At 51.6% G+C, this 21,120-nt stretch carries 18 protein-coding genes; 8 read left to right on the top strand and 10 right to left on the bottom strand.

The features are described from left to right. Window positions 1-34: 34 nt before the first annotated feature. Window positions 35-697 carry a multidrug efflux transporter transcriptional repressor AcrS gene (acrS, locus tag ACJHW7_RS14065; RefSeq protein WP_001129522.1) on the top strand — a complete coding sequence of 221 codons (663 nt, stop codon included), beginning with the start codon at window positions 35-37 and terminating at the stop codon, window positions 695-697. A 2-nt stretch (window positions 698-699) separates the two neighbouring features. Here the strand turns inward: acrS and ACJHW7_RS14060 are convergent, their stop codons facing one another. The 10 genes from ACJHW7_RS14060 to ACJHW7_RS14015 form a co-directional block, all read right to left on the bottom strand. Continuing rightward, entirely contained in the window at window positions 700-879 is a 180-nt protein-coding gene (locus tag ACJHW7_RS14060; protein ID WP_001295275.1) for a DUF2556 family protein, read from the bottom strand. A gap of 83 nt (window positions 880-962) precedes the next feature. Further along, a complete protein-coding gene (gene yhdJ, locus ACJHW7_RS14055) occupies window positions 963-1,847 on the bottom strand; it encodes an adenine-specific DNA-methyltransferase (protein ID WP_001258900.1) in 885 nt (294 codons plus the stop codon). 85 nt (window positions 1,848-1,932) lie between these two features. Continuing rightward, window positions 1,933-2,229 carry a DNA-binding transcriptional regulator Fis gene (fis, locus tag ACJHW7_RS14050; protein WP_000462905.1) on the bottom strand — a complete coding sequence of 99 codons (297 nt, stop codon included), beginning with the start codon at window positions 2,227-2,229 and terminating at the stop codon, window positions 1,933-1,935. 25 nt (window positions 2,230-2,254) lie between these two features. Beyond that, window positions 2,255-3,220 carry a tRNA dihydrouridine synthase DusB gene (dusB, locus tag ACJHW7_RS14045; RefSeq protein WP_001219652.1) on the bottom strand — a complete coding sequence of 322 codons (966 nt, stop codon included), beginning with the start codon at window positions 3,218-3,220 and terminating at the stop codon, window positions 2,255-2,257. A gap of 328 nt (window positions 3,221-3,548) precedes the next feature. Continuing rightward, window positions 3,549-4,430, bottom strand: coding sequence for a 50S ribosomal protein L11 methyltransferase (gene prmA, locus ACJHW7_RS14040; RefSeq protein ID WP_001145827.1), 882 nt, complete (start codon window positions 4,428-4,430; stop codon window positions 3,549-3,551). A gap of 11 nt (window positions 4,431-4,441) precedes the next feature. Then, on the bottom strand, window positions 4,442-5,893 hold the full coding sequence (panF, locus tag ACJHW7_RS14035; RefSeq protein ID WP_001175728.1) for a sodium/pantothenate symporter: 1,452 nt from the start codon (window positions 5,891-5,893) through the stop codon (window positions 4,442-4,444). Next, complete coding sequence (locus tag ACJHW7_RS14030) at window positions 5,883-6,125, bottom strand: YhdT family protein (RefSeq protein WP_000381170.1); 243 nt, start codon at window positions 6,123-6,125, stop codon at window positions 5,883-5,885. The genes panF and ACJHW7_RS14030 overlap by 11 nt, the downstream gene beginning before the upstream one ends. A gap of 108 nt (window positions 6,126-6,233) precedes the next feature. Then, window positions 6,234-7,583, bottom strand: a complete 1,350-nt coding sequence (gene accC / locus ACJHW7_RS14025) for an acetyl-CoA carboxylase biotin carboxylase subunit (protein WP_000884639.1) — start codon at window positions 7,581-7,583, stop codon at window positions 6,234-6,236. 10 nt (window positions 7,584-7,593) lie between these two features. Further along, the gene (gene accB / locus ACJHW7_RS14020; protein WP_000354622.1) at window positions 7,594-8,064 is read right to left on the bottom strand and encodes an acetyl-CoA carboxylase biotin carboxyl carrier protein; all 471 of its coding nucleotides are present in this window, start codon (window positions 8,062-8,064) and stop codon (window positions 7,594-7,596) included. A gap of 977 nt (window positions 8,065-9,041) precedes the next feature. Continuing rightward, window positions 9,042-10,016 (bottom strand): MDR family oxidoreductase, encoded by a 975-nt coding sequence (locus ACJHW7_RS14015; RefSeq protein WP_001148478.1) that lies wholly within the window; start codon window positions 10,014-10,016, stop codon window positions 9,042-9,044. A gap of 151 nt (window positions 10,017-10,167) precedes the next feature. On the opposite strand from ACJHW7_RS14015, the gene csrD reads away from it, so the two are divergent. The 7 genes from csrD (at window position 10,168) to yhdP (ending at window position 21,042) form a co-directional block, all read left to right on the top strand. Continuing rightward, entirely contained in the window at window positions 10,168-12,108 is a 1,941-nt protein-coding gene (csrD, locus tag ACJHW7_RS14010) for an RNase E specificity factor CsrD (RefSeq protein WP_001241436.1), read from the top strand. 304 nt (window positions 12,109-12,412) lie between these two features. Continuing rightward, window positions 12,413-13,456: a rod shape-determining protein MreB gene (gene mreB, locus ACJHW7_RS14005; RefSeq protein WP_000913396.1), complete on the top strand. Its 1,044-nt coding sequence runs from the start codon at window positions 12,413-12,415 to the stop codon at window positions 13,454-13,456. Between the two features lie 65 nt (window positions 13,457-13,521). After that, window positions 13,522-14,625: a rod shape-determining protein MreC gene (gene mreC, locus ACJHW7_RS14000; protein WP_000802516.1), complete on the top strand. Its 1,104-nt coding sequence runs from the start codon at window positions 13,522-13,524 to the stop codon at window positions 14,623-14,625. Further along, window positions 14,625-15,113 (top strand): rod shape-determining protein MreD, encoded by a 489-nt coding sequence (mreD, locus tag ACJHW7_RS13995; RefSeq protein WP_000179409.1) that lies wholly within the window; start codon window positions 14,625-14,627, stop codon window positions 15,111-15,113. Before mreC ends, mreD begins: the two co-directional genes overlap by 1 nt. An 8-nt stretch (window positions 15,114-15,121) precedes the next feature. Then, window positions 15,122-15,715 carry a nucleoside triphosphate pyrophosphatase YhdE gene (gene yhdE, locus ACJHW7_RS13990; RefSeq protein ID WP_000203096.1) on the top strand — a complete coding sequence of 198 codons (594 nt, stop codon included), beginning with the start codon at window positions 15,122-15,124 and terminating at the stop codon, window positions 15,713-15,715. Next, window positions 15,705-17,174 (top strand): ribonuclease G, encoded by a 1,470-nt coding sequence (gene rng / locus ACJHW7_RS13985; protein WP_000123197.1) that lies wholly within the window; start codon window positions 15,705-15,707, stop codon window positions 17,172-17,174. The genes yhdE and rng overlap by 11 nt, the downstream gene beginning before the upstream one ends. A 67-nt stretch (window positions 17,175-17,241) precedes the next feature. Then, window positions 17,242-21,042, top strand: coding sequence for an AsmA2 domain-containing protein YhdP (yhdP, locus tag ACJHW7_RS13980; RefSeq protein ID WP_021557260.1), 3,801 nt, complete (start codon window positions 17,242-17,244; stop codon window positions 21,040-21,042). Window positions 21,043-21,120 lie beyond the last annotated feature (78 nt).

The following is a 21,120-nucleotide window of genomic DNA, read 5'->3' as shown; positions in this document are numbered from 1 at the left end:
GTGTCGAATATATTTATTTCCTGAATAATTAATCATGGCAAAAAGAACCAAAGCCGAAGCTCTGAAGACCCGGCAAGAACTGATTGAAACTGCCATCGCCCAGTTTGCGCAGCATGGCGTAAGCAAGACGACACTCAACGACATTGCCGACGCTGCTAACGTTACGCGTGGCGCTATCTACTGGCACTTCGAAAACAAGACTCAACTGTTTAATGAGATGTGGTTGCAACAGCCTTCATTGCGGGAGTTAATCCAGGAACACTTGACGGCTGGATTAGAGCATGACCCGTTTCAACAATTGCGTGAAAAATTGATTGTCGGCTTGCAATATATTGCCAAAATTCCCCGCCAGCAGGCGTTGCTGAAAATCTTATATCACAAATGTGAATTTAATGATGAGATGCTGGCCGAGGGAGTGATACGCGAAAAGATGGGCTTCAATCCGCAGACTCTCCGCGAAGTATTGCAGGCGTGTCAGCAACAAGGTTGTGTAGCAAATAACCTCGATTTAGATGTTGTGATGATTATTATTAATGGTGCCTTCAGCGGAATTGTTCAAAACTGGTTAATGAATATGGCGGGTTATGATCTTTATAAACAAGCCCCCGCTCTGGTCGATAACGTATTAAGAATGTTCATGCCAGATGAAAACATAACGAAATTAATTCATCAAACGAATGAATTAAGTGTCATGTAAATTCACATTCTGTCCTGAAAATTCAGTTCGTCACAGTTAACCAGTTTTAGTGGATTAACTGAGTTCATATTGCGACATTTGTCTGTTTCTGTTGCCAGCAGTTCAATCCACTGCATCAGTAAAGTATCAAACAGAAAAACGAAGACAGCGAAAACGACGAGCCACCAATACTTGCGAATCATTACCTGAGCCTGTGTATGTTTAACCAAGTCTGGCAGGAAATATACACGAAATGAATAATCTGAAAACCAGGCTTACACTTCCTTTACTTTGCAATGAGATCGGGGTCAACTTCGCTTAACCGGCTTCGTTTTGACAGGTTGCCGGTCTTTCTTTTTTTCACTTTCGCCAGTTCTTCCGCAGAGTAATGCGACGCGACATCCAGCCGTCGAAGCCCCATTTTGATGTACTCGCTGTTGATCTCAATACCAATGAATTTTCGCCCGCTGGAGACGGCTACGGCACCGGTAGTAAAGCTACCGGCAAACGGGTCGAGAACGATATCGCCTGGGTTGGAAGAGGCGAGAATAATGCGTTTCAGTAAGGCTTCCGGTTTTTGCGTCGGGTGGTTCTCATATTCATCCATCAAATAACGCACGCGCGGAAAATCCCAGACGTTACCCGGTACTTTTTGATGATTGTATGGCTGTGGAGGATTTTTGCGATAATCGATCAACGCGCGCTGCGATCCGGTTTTGGCTTCTACCAGAATAGCATCACCGTTGAATGTGTAGTTCTTTGCGTCTTTCACCATCATCAGGATGGGTTCGTACATGGAGCCGTAGTGTTTTTTCGCCTGTACTCCAGAACTGTCATATGACCAGACGATGCGACTTTTGATGGTAAAAAGCTTGCGGCACTGGAGATCGATAAAGGGCATGTTTTCCGTGCTGTTCATGATGTACATGCTGCCCTGCTTTTTCAGAACGCGGTGGCACTCTGCAATCACTTCAAACAGCCAGTCGATAAACAGATCTTCTTTCCAGGCTTCGATCAGACCATCAAAATTTTTACCGATGTTATATGGTGGGTCGGCAAAGATCAGATCGACACTTTCGGCGGGGATCTTTTTAAGTTCGGCAAGCGCATCACCGTGAATAATGGTCTTAGCTTCATTACCAAACCGGGTCGGTTCACATCCTGTTCTCATGGTCACTCCCTTTGTGACACCTATAAAAAAGGCGCTTCCCCATGCCGAGTAGCGCCTTTTTAATCAAGCATTTAGCTAACCTGAATTAGTTCATGCCGTATTTTTTCAATTTTTTACGCAGCGTACCACGGTTGATGCCCATCATCAGCGCAGCACGGGTCTGGTTACCACGGGTGTATTGCATCACCATGTCCAACAGGGGCTGTTCTACTTCAGCCAGTACCAGCTCATAGAGGTCATTCACATCCTGACCATTCAGTTGAGCAAAATAGTTCTTCAGTGCCTGTTTAACCGAGTCACGCAGGGGTTTTTGGGTTACCTGATCCTGAGAGTTAACGGTAGAAACGGTCAGTACGTCAGAATTTACGCGTTGTTCGAACATAGTTCTGTCAGCTCTTTATTTCTGTTTACGCAAAATTTTCGAAGTATGCCTCCAACGCCTCCAGCTGTTCGCTGGCATCCTCAATGGCGTTGAATGTGCGCCGAAACTGGTCATTTGGAGCGTGTTCCTGGAGATACCAGGAAACGTGTTTACGTGCAATTCGGTACCCTTTTGCCGGACCATAAAAGTCATGCAGTTCCCGAACGTGCGCGCAAAGCAAGCGCTTAACCTCTGCCAAAGGCAGCGGGGGCAGCAACTCCCCAGTGTCCAGATAATGCTGGATTTCCCGAAAGATCCAGGGTCTTCCCTGAGCTGCGCGGCCTATCATCAGGGCATCCGCCCCTGTATAGTCGAGCACAGCTCTGGCTTTAAGCGGGTCAGTAATGTCGCCATTCGCGATAACCGGAATGGAAACTTTCTGCTTAACTGCCCGAATACTGTCGTACTCAGCTTCTCCATTGAACAAACAGGCGCGTGTACGGCCATGAATGGTCAGAGCCTGAATGCCACAGTCTTCAGCCAGTTGGGCAATCTCTTCGCAGTTACGGTGTTCCGGTGCCCAGCCGGTGCGAATCTTCAGGGTAACAGGAACGTCCACTGCATTGACGACCTCGGTAAGGATCGATTTAACGACATCCGGGTACTGCAAGAGGGCTGAACCTGCGAGCTTGCGATTCACTTTTTTAGCCGGGCAACCCATATTGATATCAATAATCTGGGCACCGCTTTCCACGTTAATACGTGCTGCATCTGCCATTTCTTTCGGATCGCTACCAGCAATTTGCACGGTGCGAATACCGGGTTCATCAATGTGCACCATCCGTAAACGAGATTTGTCGCTTTCCCAAACCTGTGGGTTAGAAGACATCATCTCGGATACTGTCAATCCGGCTCCCATCTCGTAGCACAACGTCCGAAAAGGTCTGTCTGTAATGCCAGCCATGGGCGCTGCGATCAGGCGATTTCTGAGCTGATATTGTCCGATGCGCATGAGTTAAGAAATGACCATACTGTGACTGCAAGGCGGCGTATATTACGCATTTTTTGCACGAGATGAAAGGCCAAACTTTGACCAATCCTCTGAGATGGATCAAAGAATTGCATTTAAAATGAGCGTGGTGCGATAATTACTCATAAAAATCATCATATTAGAAAATAGTGACTAAAATTTACACTCAAAGAAATTTGAGTAAGTTCTCAATTTTTCTTTATGAATGAAAATTTTGGCACGCAAATTTGCGTAAATAATCGGCAAATTTACGTGCCTTTTGTGAGCTTGCTCGCACTTCGCCCCGCGTCACCCTACGGCGATGCGAAGGTTAATTCTTACGACCGGTAATACGGCACCACTCTTCTTTTTCCACGACCGGGTCCAGTGCGAAGCTGTCGGCATAAGCTTCACAAACGCTCTCTGCCTGGCTTGCCAGAATACCGGAAAGGCCCAGCAAACCGCCTGAAACCGGCAGGACGCTGATTAACGGTGCCAGTTCACGTAATGGGCCTGCAAGGATGTTAGCGACCACCACGTCGGCTTTCATTTCTTCTGGCTGATCTTTCGGTAAGTAGAGTTCCAGACGGTCAGAAACGCCATTACGTTCGGCGTTGTCGCGGCTGGCCTGAATCGCCTGCGGATCGATATCAATACCAATGGCTTTTGCTGCACCCAGTTTCAGCGCCGCGATCGCCAGAATGCCGGAACCACAGCCAAAGTCGATGACTGTTTTACCGGTTAAATCGAGGCTGTCGAGCCATTGCAGGCACAGAGAGGTGGTTGGATGGGTACCCGTACCAAACGCCAGCCCTGGATCTAACATCACGTTGACGGCGTTTTCGTCCGGCACATCACGCCAGCTAGGGCAGATCCACAGTCGTTCACCAAAGCGCATCGGGTGGAAATTATCCATCCATTCGCGCTCCCAGTCTTTATCTTCTAGTTGTTCGATTTTATGCGCGAAGCCTGCGCCGAGCAGCGGATGGTTTTCCAGAATCGCCACCACGTCGTTCATATCGGTTTCAGCGTCAAACAGACCAATCACATCGGTGTCGCCCCACAGGCGCGTTTCGCCCGGCAGCGGCTCAAATACTGGCGTATCGTGGGTATCCTGAAAAGTGATAGAAACGGCACCCGCTTCCATCAGCGCATCGCTAAGATCTTCCGCGTTCGCGCCGGTGGTGTTCAGTTTCAGTTGGATCCAAGGCATGGCAAAACTCTTTATTTATCAGTAGTCAAAACGGTAGCTTGCGGGACGGATGTACCGAAACGGTTTCCGACCAGGAAAGCCAGCAAACTTAGTAGTAACGAGGGCACGATAGGGTGGAAGCCCAGGTACTGAATATTCAGCGTCGCGAGTACGGCATACAGCACGCCGCCAACGATCATCGCACTTAGCGCGCCTTTGGCGTTGGCGCGTTCCCAGTAAAGACCCAGCACCAGCGGCCACAGGAAAACGGCTTCCAGCCCACCGAAGGCCAGCAAATTCAGCCAGATGATCATTTCTGGCGGCTTCCAGGCGGCAAGCAGCAGCAACGCGCCGAGAACTAACGTAATTACCGCCGACATCCGCTTCAGACGCGTCTCGTTTTGCATTTGATCCGGACGGATATTCAGATAGAGATCTTTAATGATCGTAGCGGAACTTTGTAGCAATTGGGCGTTAATTGTCGACATGATCGCAGCCATAGGTGCAGCCAGAAAGATCCCGGCAGCAAACGGTGGCAGCACTTTTACCATTAACGTCGGGATCACCAGATCCGGTACGGTGAGATCGGGGATCACTGCACGACCTAACGCTCCGGCCAGGTGCATACCGAACATCAGGATTGCGACTACAATCGTACCGATGATGATCCCCCGGTGTACTGCTTTGCTGTCTTTATAAGAGATACAGCGCACCGCAGTATGCGGCAGGCCAATCACGCCAAAGCACACCAGTACCCAAAACGACGTCATAAAGGCAGGCGACAGAATATCGTCAGCGCCTTGTGGCGTAACCAGTTGCGGATCGATGGTTTGCAAGGTCTGTACTGCGTTGCTTAAGCCGCCAGCGGCATGTACCACGCCAATAAGCAGCACAACGGTGCCAATCAGCATCACAAGCCCTTGCATGGTGTCGTTCAGCACGCTGGCGCGAAAGCCGCCAAAGGCGGTATACAACGCAATGCTGATACCGAAAATCAGCAGCCCGGTTTCATAAGGAATACCCGCCGCGGTTTCCAGCAGGCGCGCACCGCCGATAAACTGCACGGTCATTGCCCCAACGAACGCAACCAGCAAACTCAAACTCGCCAGCCACACCAGAAGACGACTCTGGTAGCGGGCAAACAGCATATCGTTCAGCGTCACTGCATTGTAGCGGCGCGCAAGAATCGCGAACTTCTTGCCGAGAATACCGAGCGAAAGCCAGACTGCAGGAAGCTGAATCATCGCCAGCAATACCCAACCCAGGCCGTATTTATAAGCAGCTCCAGGCCCGCCGATAAACGAACTGGCACTGATATAGGTCGCGGTGAGCGTCATCGCCAGCACAATACCGCCCATAGAGCGGCTGCCGAGGAAATACTCATTAAGGAAGGTGCCGGTGCTCCGTTTACGCATCGCATAAACCGAGATACCGAACACCACCACCAGATAGGCGACCAGCGGTAGAATTACTTCAAGCTGCATCGTCATCCTCCAGTGGGATATCGCGATAGATAAATTTCACCATCGCCCAGCACAGTCCAATAAACAGTAGCGGCGTCAGGATGCAGGCCATCTCAAACCAGCGCGGAAAGCCGGTAAAACCGGGGGCAACGCCAGGTAAGTAAGCGGCTACTAACCAAACTGCCAGATACAAAAGGGTCAGCCCCAGCGCCCAGCGCGCCTCTTTATGGGCCTGAACAAAACGAGTGTCCATTTTTTGTCCCTGATGGGTGAAGAAAGCGAGGATTGTACCTTATGGGGGTTGTCGATCCCCAGTAATAAAAAAGGCCGGAAAATCCGGCCTTTTGACGCTTTTGCAGTCTTATTTTTCCTGAAGACCGAGTTTTTTCTCCAGATAGTGGATGTTAGTGCCACCATGCTGGAAGTTCTCGTCATTCATGATGCGGATCTGCAGATCAACATTGGTTTTGATACCGTCGATGATCAGCTCCTGCAGCGCATTCTTCATGCGGGCAATCGCCACGTCACGGTTTTCACCGTAGCAAATCAGCTTACCGATCATTGAGTCATAGTACGGCGGTACGGTGTAGCCCGCGTAGATATGAGACTCCCAACGTACGCCAAAACCGCCAGGTGCGTGGAAACGGGTGATTTTGCCTGGGCTTGGCAGGAAGGTGTTCGGATCTTCGGCGTTGATACGACATTCCACCGCATGGCCGCGAACGTGAACTTCTTCTTGCTTGATCGACAGCGGTTGACCGGCAGCGATACGCAGCTGTTCTTTGATCAGGTCAACGCCGGTGATCATTTCGGTAACCGGGTGTTCTACCTGAATACGGGTGTTCATTTCGATGAAATAGAACTCGCCGTTTTCGAACAGGAACTCGAAAGTACCTGCACCGCGATAGCCGATATCAACACACGCTTTAGCGCAACGTTCGCCGATGTAGCGACGCAGTTCCGGGGTAATGCCCGGTGCTGGCGCTTCTTCGACCACTTTCTGGTGGCGGCGCTGCATGGAGCAGTCACGTTCCGCCAGATAGATAGCGTTGCCCTGACCGTCAGCCAGTACCTGAATCTCGACGTGGCGAGGATTTTCCAGGTATTTCTCCATGTAAACCATATCGTTGCTGAAAGCAGCTTTCGCTTCCGCACGGGTCATGGAGATGGATTGTGCCAGTTCAGCGTCGCCGCGCACTACGCGCATACCGCGACCGCCGCCGCCGCCGGAGGCTTTGATAATCACCGGATAACCAATGCGTTTAGCAATGGCGCGGTTTTTATCCATATCGTCGCCCAGCGGGCCGTCAGAACCAGGTACGCAAGGAACGCCCGCTTTTTTCATCGCCGCGATTGCGGATACTTTGTCGCCCATCAGGCGAATGGTTTCTGCTTTCGGGCCGATGAAGATAAAGCCGGAGCGTTCAACCTGCTCGGCAAAGTTGGCGTTCTCGGAGAGGAAGCCGTAACCCGGATGGATTGCTACTGCGCCGGTGATTTCAGCGGCGCTGATGATTGCCGGGATGTTCAGATAACTTTTTACTGACGGAGCAGGGCCAATACAGACCGTTTCATCTGCCAGTAATACGTGTTTTAGATCGCGATCCGCGCTGGAGTGCACAGCGACAGTCTTGATGCCCAGTTCTTTACAGGCACGAAGAATACGCAATGCAATCTCGCCGCGGTTGGCAATAACAATTTTATCCAGCATGTTCGCCTCGTTACTCGATGACGACCAGCGGCTCGTCAAATTCTACCGGTTGTCCACTTTCGACCAGAATTGCTTTCACGGTACCGGATTTGTCCGCTTCGATCTGGTTCATCATTTTCATGGCTTCAACGATGCACAGGGTATCGCCCACGTTGACTTTCTGACCCACTTCGATGAACGCTTTTGCGTCCGGGCTTGGGGTGCGGTAGAAAGTACCAACCATCGGGGAACGTACGATGTGACCACTGATTTCCGCTGCTGCTGGCGCTTCCATGGAAGGAACGGTCGCCGGAGCGGCTGCGTTAGATTGAGCTGGCTGCTGCATCATTGGTGCAGCGTAAGCTTGTTGCATCACAGGGAAACTTGCGGCAGGAGCTGCACGGCTAATGCGTACTGACTCTTCGCCTTCAGAAATTTCCAGTTCGGAGATGCCTGATTCTTCAACCAGCTCGATCAGTTTTTTAATCTTACGAATATCCATGAGTGGGTTCCGTACTCTTTGTTTAGTGTGATTGTGACAGGCGTTTCACCGCCGTCTGTAAAGCGTATGCCCCGACAGCTGTATGCATAGCGATAAATTCCAGCAGGCCGGGACGCCGGTCTATTTTGCCCCAGAGTGTCAATGTTAGACTTGACGGACATTGTGCAGCGATCTGCTGCTATCCTCCGGCAAAAAACAAAATATACCTTCGTTGCGCCAATGTCACCTTTTCCGCAGCGCAAAAACTGCGTCAGGGAGGACGAGGTCGCACATTATAACGATTTCGTAGCAATTGGCAGCTAAATACTGGTCTTATCAGGGAAGATAATCAACAGCTAACATGTAAATAACCTTCAACACCGTGTAATTTGCAACAAGCCGCACAATTCACGAAATTAGCGCCATCATCGACGGAACTTCTTATAACGTAAGGTGAAAAGCTGAAAAGCCAGCCCTGCGAAGATGAGGGGCTGCAATGAGATAATCTTCACAGACCACAAATAATGTAGGGATGCCAGGATCGCGACAAGATAGACGACATTACGCAGCGGTTGCTGGGGATTACCCAATTTTCACTGCATCGTCTGGATAGATGTGAATGCTAAAGCACGCAAAATCAACCGACTGACAATTCTCAGCATTAAATAGGTTCGAGTGGTTAATTTGTAGTCAAATAAAATCAGATTATTCACCCCATGGGACCAGAAATCAGTAACAGGTTAAGCGTAGTGTCGCCCAGGCAAAGCACCATAAACCTAACAGGCGACGGAGGCATATCAATAATGGCTGTTTAGAGGAGTATCAATGCGCATCAATTTGTGGTCAGTCGAAATCATGACTTTCCAGTTTGGATGATGTTGTACAACTTCCTGACCAAGGTGTTCGACGAAAGCTGTCCGGCTAACCGCTTTTCCCGTTAACCGATTGAATAATGATGTCAAAATGAGTTCCCTCTCTTATTATTCCTTGCTAAATGGTTAGTTAACCTTCACCAGCGTGCGACCCTGGATCTGGTTATTAATGATGGCCTCGGCAAAGTTCGGTGCCTCTGACAGAGATATCTCTTTTGCCGCCTGGGTATAGAATGATTCCGGTAAATCGGCGACCAGTCGCTGCCAGGCTTGTGCGCGGCGTTCTGGTGGCGTCATTACTGAATCCACCCCTTGCAAACGGACATTACGCAGAATAAATGGCATGACCGTGGTTGGCAGAGTAAAACCACCCGCCAGACCACAGGCCGCCACGCAGCCGCCGTAATTCATTTGCGCCAGCACTTTTGCCAGCACTTTGTCGCCAACAGTGTCAATTGCCCCAGCCCAGACTTGTTTTTCCAGAGGACGGGATTCGGCAAACTCATCACGAGGGAGAATACGACTGGCACCTAAACTTTTCAGATATTCATGGGTACTTTCGCGACCGGAAACGGCAACGACCTGATAACCCAACTTATGCAGCAGCGCCACGGCGGTACTGCCGACGCCACCACTGGCACCCGTCACGACAATCTCCCCGTCCTGCGGGCGAACACCGGCATCTTCCAGCGCCATCACACACAGCATGGCGGTAAAACCGGCAGTACCGATAATCATTGCTTTACGCGCGTCCAGCCCTTGCGGCATGGCAACCAGCCAGTCACCTTTCACTCGCGCCTGCTCCGCCAGCCCACCCCAGTGGTTTTCACCAACGCCCCAGCCAGTGAGTAACACCTCCTGACCGGCATGAAAACGCGGATCTTCGCTGGTGCGTACAGTTCCGGCAAAATCGATCCCAGGAATCATCGGAAAATTACGGATGATTTTTCCCTTACCGGTAATCGCCAGCGCATCTTTATAGTTCAGGCTCGACCAGTGAACATCAACCGTGACATCGCCCTCCGGCAGGCGACTTTCGTCAAGTGTCTGTACCGATGCGAGAGTTTTGCCGTCCTGCTGTTCTAAAAGTAACGCCTGCATAAGTGGTCCTCATGTGCATGATGGATTGGAAAATAATTTCTGAAGACTATACTCGCTAATGGAAAAGCAAAGCCGATGAAGCGCAATAAATTGCGAGATAAATCTGATTTGCTAGTATGCCCGCTTCCTCACTATCGGAGTTAACACAAGGATGAGATTAACGACGAAATTTTCGGCCTTTGTTACGCTGCTCACCGGGTTAACAATTTTTGTGACTTTGCTGGGCTGTTCGCTAAGTTTCTACAACGCAATTCAGTATAAGTTTAGTCATCGCGTTCAGGCGGTGGCGACGGCGATTGATACCCACCTTGTGTCGAATGACTTCAGCACATTAAGGCCACAAATTACCGAATTAATGATGTCGGCAGATATCGTTCGTGTAGACCTGCTCCATGGTGATAAACAGGTTTATACCCTGGCCAGAAATGGTAGTTATCGTCCGGTTGGCTCCAGCGATCTGTTTCGCGAACTGAGTGTTCCGTTGATAAAGCATCCGGGGATGTCGCTGCGTCTGGTTTATCAGGATCCGATGGGCAACTATTTCCATTCTTTAATGACTACCGCGCCGCTCACGGGGGCGATTGGCTTTATCATTGTTATGCTCTTTCTGGCGGTACGCTGGTTACAACGGCAACTTGCCGGGCAAGAATTGCTGGAAACCCGGGCTACTCGTATCTTAAACGGTGAGCGTGGCTCTAATGTGTTGGGAACCATCTATGAATGGCCGCCCAGAACCAGCAGTGCGCTAGATACGCTGCTTCGTGAAATTCAGAACGCACGCGAACAACACAGCCGTCTTGATACGCTGATCCGCTCTTATGCCGCCCAGGACGTGAAAACCGGCCTCAATAACCGACTCTTTTTCGATAATCAGTTAGCAACGTTACTGGAAGATCAGGAGAAAGTAGGTACCCACGGGATCGTGATGATGATTCGTCTGCCGGATTTCAATATGTTGAGCGATACCTGGGGGCACAGCCAGGTTGAAGAACAGTTCTTCACTCTGACGAATCTGCTGTCGACATTTATGATGCGCTACCCTGGCGCACTGCTGGCGCGTTACCACCGCAGTGATTTTGCTGCGCTGTTACCGCACCGGACGTTAAAAGAGGCAGAGAGCATCGCCGGTCAGTTAATCAAAGCCGTCGATACCTTGCCGAACAATAAAATGCTCGATCGCGACGATATGATCCACATTGGTATCTGCGCCTGGCGTAGTGGTCAGGATACCGAGCAGGTAATGGAACATGCAGAGTCTGCCACGCGTAATGCGGGATTGCAGGGCGGCAATAGCTGGGCTATTTACGATGACTCGTTGCCTGAAAAAGGACGCGGTAATGTTCGCTGGCGTACGCTTATCGAGCAAATGCTCAGTCGCGGCGGCCCGCGCCTTTATCAAAAACCGGCGGTTACTCGCGAAGGTCAGGTTCATCATCGCGAACTCATGTGCCGCATCTTCGATGGTAATGAAGAGGTTAGCTCGGCGGAGTATATGCCGATGGTCTTGCAGTTTGGCTTATCGGAAGAGTATGACCGTCTGCAAATCAGCCGTCTTATTCCACTATTGCGTTACTGGCCAGAGGAAAATCTGGCGATTCAGGTTACCGTTGAGTCGCTGATTCGCCCGCGTTTTCAGCGTTGGCTGCGCGATACGTTAATGCAATGTGAAAAATCACAACGAAAACGCATAATTATTGAACTTGCAGAGGCCGATGTAGGTCAACATATCAGTCGTTTACAACCTGTTATTCGTTTAGTGAATGCTTTAGGGGTACGGGTAGCCGTCAACCAGGCTGGTTTGACGCTGGTAAGCACCAGTTGGATCAAAGAACTTAATGTTGAGTTACTCAAGCTCCATCCGGGGCTGGTCAGAAACATTGAGAAGCGAACGGAGAACCAGCTGCTGGTTCAAAGCCTGGTGGAAGCCTGCTCCGGGACCAGCACCCAAGTTTACGCCACCGGTGTGCGTTCGCGAAGCGAGTGGCAGACCCTGATTCAGCGCGGTGTTACAGGCGGGCAAGGGGATTTTTTCGCGTCCTCACAGCCACTTGATACTAACGTGAAAAAATATTCACAAAGATACTCGGTTTAACCTGCCGTTTAATCTGTTTTCACGTAGAATAACGCGCGCTGCGTCTCATGGGAGTGTGCTTGTCTGCTCGCCAGATTGTTGCAGCACATATGCAGATGAATGACCTTACGCGGTTGCAAACAGGCGAGGAATGCTGCTGATGCATTAAGCCTTTCTGGACTCAGGCAGAGATTTGTAACAAAGGAAACGAACTGCACTAATTTTCACCGTAGCAGATGATTTTTGCGCCTTGTCGCTGCTGCGTGTGGTTGGTAAAGTAAGCGGATTTTCTTTTCCGCCCCAGCTTTCAGGATTATCCCTTAGTATGTTGAAAAAATTTCGTGGCATGTTTTCCAATGACTTGTCCATTGACCTGGGTACTGCGAATACCCTCATTTATGTAAAAGGACAAGGCATCGTATTGAATGAGCCTTCCGTGGTGGCCATTCGTCAGGATCGTGCCGGTTCACCGAAAAGCGTAGCTGCAGTAGGTCATGACGCGAAGCAGATGCTGGGCCGTACGCCGGGCAATATTGCTGCCATTCGCCCAATGAAAGACGGCGTTATCGCCGACTTCTTCGTGACTGAAAAAATGCTCCAGCACTTCATCAAACAAGTGCACAGCAACAGCTTTATGCGTCCAAGCCCGCGCGTTCTGGTTTGTGTACCGGTTGGCGCGACCCAGGTTGAACGCCGCGCAATTCGTGAATCCGCGCAGGGCGCTGGTGCCCGTGAAGTCTTCCTGATTGAAGAACCGATGGCTGCCGCAATTGGTGCTGGCCTGCCGGTTTCTGAAGCGACCGGTTCTATGGTGGTTGATATCGGTGGTGGTACCACTGAAGTTGCTGTTATCTCCTTGAACGGCGTGGTTTACTCCTCTTCCGTGCGCATTGGTGGTGATCGTTTCGACGAAGCTATCATCAACTATGTGCGTCGTAATTACGGTTCTCTGATCGGTGAAGCCACCGCAGAACGTATCAAGCACGAAATCGGTTCGGCTTACCCGGGCGATGAAGTCCGTGAAATCGAAGTTCGTGGCCGTAACCTGGCAGAAGGTGTTCCACGCGGTTTTACCCTGAACTCCAACGAAATCCTCGAAGCACTGCAGGAACCGCTGACCGGTATTGTGAGCGCGGTAATGGTTGCACTGGAACAGTGCCCGCCGGAACTGGCTTCCGACATCTCCGAGCGCGGCATGGTGCTCACCGGTGGTGGCGCACTGCTGCGTAACCTTGACCGTTTGTTAATGGAAGAAACCGGCATTCCAGTCGTTGTTGCTGAAGACCCGCTGACCTGTGTGGCGCGCGGTGGCGGCAAAGCGCTGGAAATGATCGACATGCACGGCGGCGACCTGTTCAGCGAAGAGTAATCGGATGCAGGCAGGGGAAATGTCTGTTTACCCTGCCTGGTCTGATACGAGAATACGCATAACTTATGAAGCCAATTTTTAGCCGTGGCCCGTCGCTACAGATTCGCCTTATTCTGGCGGTGCTGGTGGCGCTCGGCATTATTATTGCCGACAGCCGCCTGGGGACGTTCAGTCAAATCCGTACTTATATGGATACCGCCGTCAGTCCTTTCTACTTTGTTTCCAATGCTCCTCGTGAATTGCTGGATGGCGTATCGCAGACGCTGGCCTCGCGTGACCAACTAGAACTTGAAAACCGGGCGTTACGTCAGGAACTGTTGCTGAAAAACAGTGAACTGCTGATGCTTGGACAATACAAACAGGAGAACGCGCGTCTGCGCGAGCTGCTGGGTTCCCCGCTGCGTCAGGATGAGCAGAAAATGGTGACTCAGGTTATCTCCACGGTTAACGATCCTTATAGCGATCAAGTTGTTATCGATAAAGGTAGCGTTAATGGCGTTTATGAAGGCCAGCCGGTCATCAGCGACAAAGGTGTTGTTGGTCAGGTGGTGGCCGTCGCTAAACTGACCAGTCGCGTGCTGCTGATTTGTGATGCGACCCACGCGCTGCCAATCCAGGTGCTGCGCAACGATATCCGCGTAATTGCAGCCGGTAACGGTTGTACGGATGATTTGCAGCTTGAGCATCTGCCAGCGAATACGGATATTCGTGTTGGTGATGTGCTGGTGACCTCCGGTCTGGGCGGTCGTTTCCCGGAAGGCTATCCGGTCGCGGTTGTCTCTTCCGTAAAACTCGATACCCAGCGCGCTTATACTGTGATTCAGGCGCGTCCGACTGCAGGACTGCAACGTTTGCGTTATCTGCTGCTGCTGTGGGGCGCGGATCGTAACGGCGCTAACCCGATGACGCCGGAAGAGGTGCATCGTGTTGCTAATGAACGTCTGATGCAGATGATGCCGCAGGTATTGCCTTCGCCAGACGCGATGGGGCCAAAGTTACCTGAACCGGCAACGGGGATCGCTCAGCCGACTCCGCAGCAACCGACGACAGGAAATGCAGCTACTGCGCCTGCTGCGCCCACACAGCCTGCTGCTAATCGCTCTCCACAAAGGGCTACGCCGCCGCAAAGTGGTGCTCAACCGCCTGCGCGTGCGCCGGGAGGGCAATAGTGGCGAGCTATCGTAGCCAGGGACGTTGGGTAATCTGGCTCTCTTTCCTCATTGCGCTGTTGCTGCAAATCATGCCCTGGCCGGATAACCTGATTGTTTTCCGGCCAAACTGGGTGTTACTCATCTTGTTGTATTGGATCCTGGCCTTGCCTCATCGCGTAAATGTGGGCACAGGTTTTGTGATGGGTGCCATACTGGATCTGATCAGCGGCTCGACGCTTGGCGTACGCGTATTGGCGATGAGCATCATTGCTTACCTGGTGGCGCTGAAATACCAGCTTTTCCGCAACCTCGCATTATGGCAGCAGGCGCTGGTCGTCATGTTGCTTTCGCTGGTGGTGGATATTATTGTTTTCTGGGCAGAGTTTTTAGTGATTAACGTCTCTTTCAGACCGGAAGTGTTCTGGAGTAGTGTAGTCAATGGGGTGCTCTGGCCGTGGATTTTCTTGCTGATGCGTAAAGTCCGTCAGCAGTTTGCAGTGCAATAAAGGTTTCTATGACTTCTCTGTATTTAGCTTCCGGTTCTCCGCGTCGTCAGGAGTTACTTGCGCAACTTGGCGTGACCTTTGAACGTATTGTTACAGGCATTGAGGAGCAGCGTCAGCCGCAGGAGAGCGCGCAGCAGTATGTTGTGCGTCTGGCGCGCGAGAAAGCACAGGCGGGTGTCGCGCAAACGGCGCAGGATCTCCCGGTGCTGGGTGCGGATACTATCGTTATCCTGAATGGAGAAGTGCTGGAGAAACCGCGCGACGCAGAGCATGCGGCGCAGATGTTGCGCAAATTATCGGGTCAGACCCATCAGGTGATGACGGCAGTGGCGTTGGCCGACAGCCAGCACATTCTCGATTGCCTGGTGGTCACCGATGTGACTTTCAGAACGTTAACAGACGAAGACATCGCGGGCTATGTCGCCAGCGGTGAACCGTTAGATAAAGCAGGTGCATACGGTATTCAGGGGCTGGGTGGCTGTTTTGTCAGGAAGATAAATGGCAGCTATCACGCCGTAGTCGGCTTACCGCTGGTTGAAACGTATGAATTATTAAGTAATTTTAACGCACTGCGTGAGAAAAGGGATAAACATGACGGCTGAATTGTTAGTAAACGTAACGCCTTCGGAAACGCGAGTGGCGTATATTGATGGCGGTATTCTGCAGGAAATTCATATTGAACGTGAGGCGCGACGCGGAATAGTAGGCAATATCTACAAGGGTCGTGTAAGTCGTGTACTTCCGGGTATGCAGGCGGCTTTTGTAGATATTGGGCTGGATAAAGCCGCGTTTCTTCATGCATCCGATATCATGCCGCACACCGAATGTGTGGCGGGTGAAGAACAAAAGCAATTCACGGTGCGCGACATCTCGGAACTGGTTCGTCAGGGGCAAGATCTGATGGTGCAGGTGGTGAAAGATCCGCTTGGCACTAAAGGTGCGCGCCTGACCACCGATATCACGCTGCCTTCTCGCTATCTGGTGTTTATGCCAGGGGCTTCTCACGTTGGGGTTTCCCAACGTATTGAAAGCGAATCAGAACGTGAACGCCTGAAAAAAGTGGTCGCAGAGTATTGCGACGAGCAGGGCGGGTTTATCATCCGTACCGCAGCGGAAGGGGTTGGCGAGGCTGAACTGGCCTCCGATGCCGCTTATCTGAAACGCGTCTGGACCAAAGTTATGGAGCGTAAAAAACGCCCGCAGACCCGTTATCAGCTGTACGGCGAACTGGCGCTGGCGCAGCGTGTTCTGCGTGATTTCGCCGACGCCGAACTGGACCGCATTCGCGTTGACTCACGCCTGACTTACGAAGCATTGCTGGAGTTTACCTCGGAGTACATTCCCGAGATGACCAGCAAGCTGGAGCATTACACCGGACGCCAGCCGATTTTCGATCTCTTTGATGTCGAAAACGAAATCCAGCGAGCGCTGGAACGCAAAGTAGAACTGAAATCCGGTGGTTATCTGATTATCGACCAGACCGAAGCGATGACCACCGTGGACATCAATACCGGAGCGTTTGTCGGTCATCGCAATCTGGACGACACCATTTTCAATACCAATATTGAAGCGACGCAGGCTATCGCTCGCCAGTTACGGTTGCGTAATCTGGGTGGGATTATCATTATTGATTTCATCGATATGAATAATGAAGATCACCGCCGCCGCGTGCTGCACTCGCTGGAGCAGGCGTTGAGCAAAGACCGGGTGAAAACCAGCGTTAATGGTTTTTCGGCGCTGGGGCTGGTGGAGATGACGCGTAAACGCACCCGCGAAAGCATTGAGCACGTACTGTGTAACGAATGCCCAACCTGCCACGGTCGCGGAACGGTGAAAACCGTGGAAACGGTATGCTATGAAATCATGCGCGAGATTGTTCGTGTCCACCATGCTTACGACTCCGACCGTTTCCTGGTCTATGCTTCTCCGGCAGTAGCTGAAGCCTTGAAAGGCGAAGAGTCACACTCGCTGGCGGAAGTGGAAATTTTCGTTGGTAAACAGGTTAAAGTACAAATTGAACCGCTCTATAACCAGGAGCAGTTTGACGTCGTAATGATGTAAACAGATGCTGGGCCGCCATCCGGCAAAGGGTTTTTGAGTCACATTTTTAGCAGACAAGGAGTGACGGGTGAGGCGATTGCCGGGGATTTTACTGCTTACTGGAGCCGCGCTCGTTGTGATCGCAGCCCTGCTGGTTAGCGGCCTGCGTATTGCTTTACCGCATCTTGACGCCTGGCGTCCGGAAATCCTCAACAAAATAGAATCCGCGACTGGCATGCCGGTAGAAGCCAGTCAGCTCTCAGCCAGCTGGCAGAATTTTGGCCCGACGCTTGAAGCACACGACATCCGTGCAGAACTAAAAGATGGCGGCGAATTTTCGGTTAAACGCGTTACTCTGGCGCTGGATGTCTGGCAGAGCCTGTTACATATGCGCTGGCAGTTTCGCGACCTCACTTTCTGGCAGCTGCGCTTTCGCACCAACACTCCTATCACCAGCGGTGGTAGCGATGACAGTCTGGAAGCCAGTCACATCAGCGATCTGTTTCTTCGTCAATTTGACCATTTCGATCTCCGCGACAGTGAAGTCAGTTTTCTGACGCCATCCGGTCAGCGCGCCGAGCTGGCGATCCCACAACTCACCTGGCTGAACGATCCACGTCGACACCGTGCGGAAGGCCTGGTAAGCCTCTCCAGCCTTACCGGACAGCACGGCGTGATGCAGGTGCGCATGGATTTGCGCGATGATGAGGGGTTGTTAAGCAATGGTCGCGTCTGGCTACAGGCGGATGACATCGACCTGAAGCCGTGGCTCGGTAAATGGATGCAGGACAATATTGCTCTGGAAACGGCACAGTTCTCCCTTGAAGGCTGGATGACGATCGACAAAGGCGATGTAACCGGCGGTGACGTCTGGCTGAAACAGGGCGGTGCCAGCTGGTTGGGCGAGAAGGAAACGCATACGCTGTCGGTGGATAATCTGACCGCGCATATTACGCGTGAAAATCCGGGCTGGCAGTTCTCTATTCCCGATACACGGATCACGATGGACGGTAAACCCTGGCCGAGCGGAGCATTGACGCTGGCCTGGATACCGGAACAGGACGTTGGCGGCAAAGACAATAAACGCAGTGACGAACTCCGGATTCGCGCCAGTAATCTGGAGCTGGCAGGCCTGGAGGGCATACGCCCGCTGGCCGCGAAACTTTCACCTGCACTGGGTGATGTTTGGCGCTCCACACAACCGAGCGGCAAGATTAACACTCTGGCGCTGGATATCCCGCTTCAGGCGGCAGACAATACCCGTTTTCAGGCATCGTGGAGCGATCTGGCCTGGAAGCAATGGAAATTATTACCGGGTGCGGAACACTTCTCCGGGACGCTTTCCGGCAGCGTTGAAAATGGTTTGCTTACCGCGTCGATGAAGCAGGCAAAGATGCCTTACGAAACGGTATTCCGTGCGCCACTGGAAATCGCCGACGGTCAGGCAACTATAAGCTGGCTGAACAATGACAAAGGTTTCCAGCTGGATGGGCGTAATATTGACGTTAAAGCCAAAGCCGTCCATGCGCGCGGCGGTTTTCGTTACCTGCAACCTGCTAACGATGAACCCTGGCTGGGTATTCTGGCTGGCATCAGTACCGATGATGGTTCACAAGCCTGGCGCTATTTCCCGGAAAACTTGATGGGTAAAGACCTGGTTGATTACTTAAGTGGCGCGATTCAGGGCGGTGAAGCGGATAACGCGACGCTGGTTTATGGTGGCAATCCGCAACTCTTCCCCTATAAACACAACGAAGGTCAGTTTGAAGTGCTGGTGCCGCTGCGCAACGCGAAGTTCGCCTTCCAGCCGGACTGGCCTGCATTAACTAACCTTGATATTGAACTGGACTTTATTAACGACGGTTTATGGATGAAAACCGATGGCGTTAATCTGGGCGGCGTGCGCGCGAGTAATCTCACCGCAGTGATCCCTGACTACTCAAAAGAAAAACTGCTGATTGACGCTGACATTAAAGGTCCGGGTAAAGCCGTTGGCCCTTACTTTGATGAGACACCGCTGAAAGATTCTCTGGGTGCGACCCTGCAAGAACTCCAGCTCGACGGCGATGTGAATGCTCGCTTACATCTTGATATCCCGCTGAACGGCGAGCTGGTAACCGCGAAAGGTGAAGTGACGCTGCGTAATAACAGTCTGTTTATCAAACCACTCGACAGCACCCTGAAAAATTTGAGCGGTAAATTCAGCTTTATCAATGGCGATCTGCAAAGTGAACCACTGACAGCAAGCTGGTTTAATCAGCCGTTGAACGTGGATTTTTCCACCAAAGAAGGGGCAAAAGCCTACCAGGTAGCGGTAAACCTCAACGGTAACTGGCAACCGGCGAAAACCGGCGTTCTGCCTGAAGCGGTGAACGAAGCATTGAGTGGCAGCGTGGCGTGGGATGGTAAAGTGGGCATTGATCTGCCTTATCATGCTGGTGCGACCTATAACGTAGAGCTGAACGGCGATCTAAAGAATGTGAGCAGTCACTTACCTTCACCGTTAGCCAAACCTGCGGGTGAACCACTAGCGGTAAACGTTAAGGTTGATGGCAATCTCAACAGCTTTGAATTAACCGGACAGGCTGGTGCGGATAATCATTTCAATAGCCGCTGGTTGCTCGGTCAAAAGCTCACGCTCGATCGTGCTATTTGGGCGGCAGACAGTAAAACGCTCCCGCCGTTGCCGGAACAAAGTGGCGTTGAACTCAATATGCCGCCGATGAATGGTGCCGAGTGGCTGGCCCTGTTCCAGAAAGGCGCTGCGGAGAGTGTCGGTGGTGCAGCGAGTTTCCCACAACACATAACGTTACGTACGCCTATGTTGTCACTGGGAAATCAGCAATGGAATAACCTGAGTATTGTTTCGCAACCGACGGCAAATGGCACCCTGGTTGAGGCGCAGGGGCGTGAAATCAATGCCACGCTGGCGATGCGTAATAACGCGCCGTGGCTGGCGAATATCAAATATCTTTATTACAACCCGAGCGTGGCGAAAACTCGTGGTGATTCAACGCCGTCATCACCTTTCCCGACAACGGAGCGCATTAACTTCCGTGGCTGGCCGGACGCACAAATACGATGCGCAGAGTGCTGGTTCTGGGGGCAAAAATTCGGTCGCATTGACAGTGATCTCACCATTTCTGGCGATACGTTAACGCTGACCAATGGACTGATTGATACTGGTTTCTCGCGGCTTACTGCCGATGGTGAATGGGTTAATAATCCGGGGAATGAACGTACCTCGCTGAAAGGAAAACTGCGCGGGCAGAAAATTGATGCCGCCGCAGAATTTTTTGGTGTCACGACGCCCATACGCCAGTCGTCATTTAATGTGGATTACGATTTACACTGGCGCAAAGCACCGTGGCAGCCAGATGAGGCGACGTTGAATGGCATCATTCATACTCAACTGGGCAAAGGCGAAATTACCGAAATCAATACCGGACATGCCGGGCAATTGCTGCGCTTATTGAGCGTAGATGCCCTGATGCGTAAGCTGCGTTTTGATTTCAGAGACACCTTTGGTGAAGGGTTCTATTTTGACTCCATTCGCAGCACCGCGTGGATTAAAGACGGTGTTATGCACACCGACGACACGCTGGTGGATGGCCTGGAAGCGGACATTGCGATGAAAGGGTCGGTAAATCTGGTGCGTCGCGACCTGAATATGGAAGCGGTTGTCGCACCAGAGATTTCTGCGACGGTGGGCGTGGCTGCGGCTTTTGCGGTTAACCCCATTGTTGGAGCGGCAGTATTTGCAGCCAGTAAAGTGCTGGGGCCGCTGTGGAGCAAAGTCTCCATTTTGCGCTATCACATTTCGGGTCCGCTGGACGATCCGCAAATCAACGAAGTGTTGCGCCAACCGCGTAAAGAAAAAGCGCAATGATTTGACGAGGGCGCGTAATTGCCCCAATCTCATATGATAATCGTTGCCAAAGGCCAACGAGCCGGAACATAACTGTAG

Source organism: Escherichia sp. WS1152, assembly GCF_046487665.1.
GTDB classification, from domain to species: domain Bacteria; phylum Pseudomonadota; class Gammaproteobacteria; order Enterobacterales; family Enterobacteriaceae; genus Escherichia; species Escherichia coli.
The sequence above is the reverse complement of the archived record's forward strand: the minus strand, read 5'-3'. Positions and strand labels throughout refer to the sequence as shown.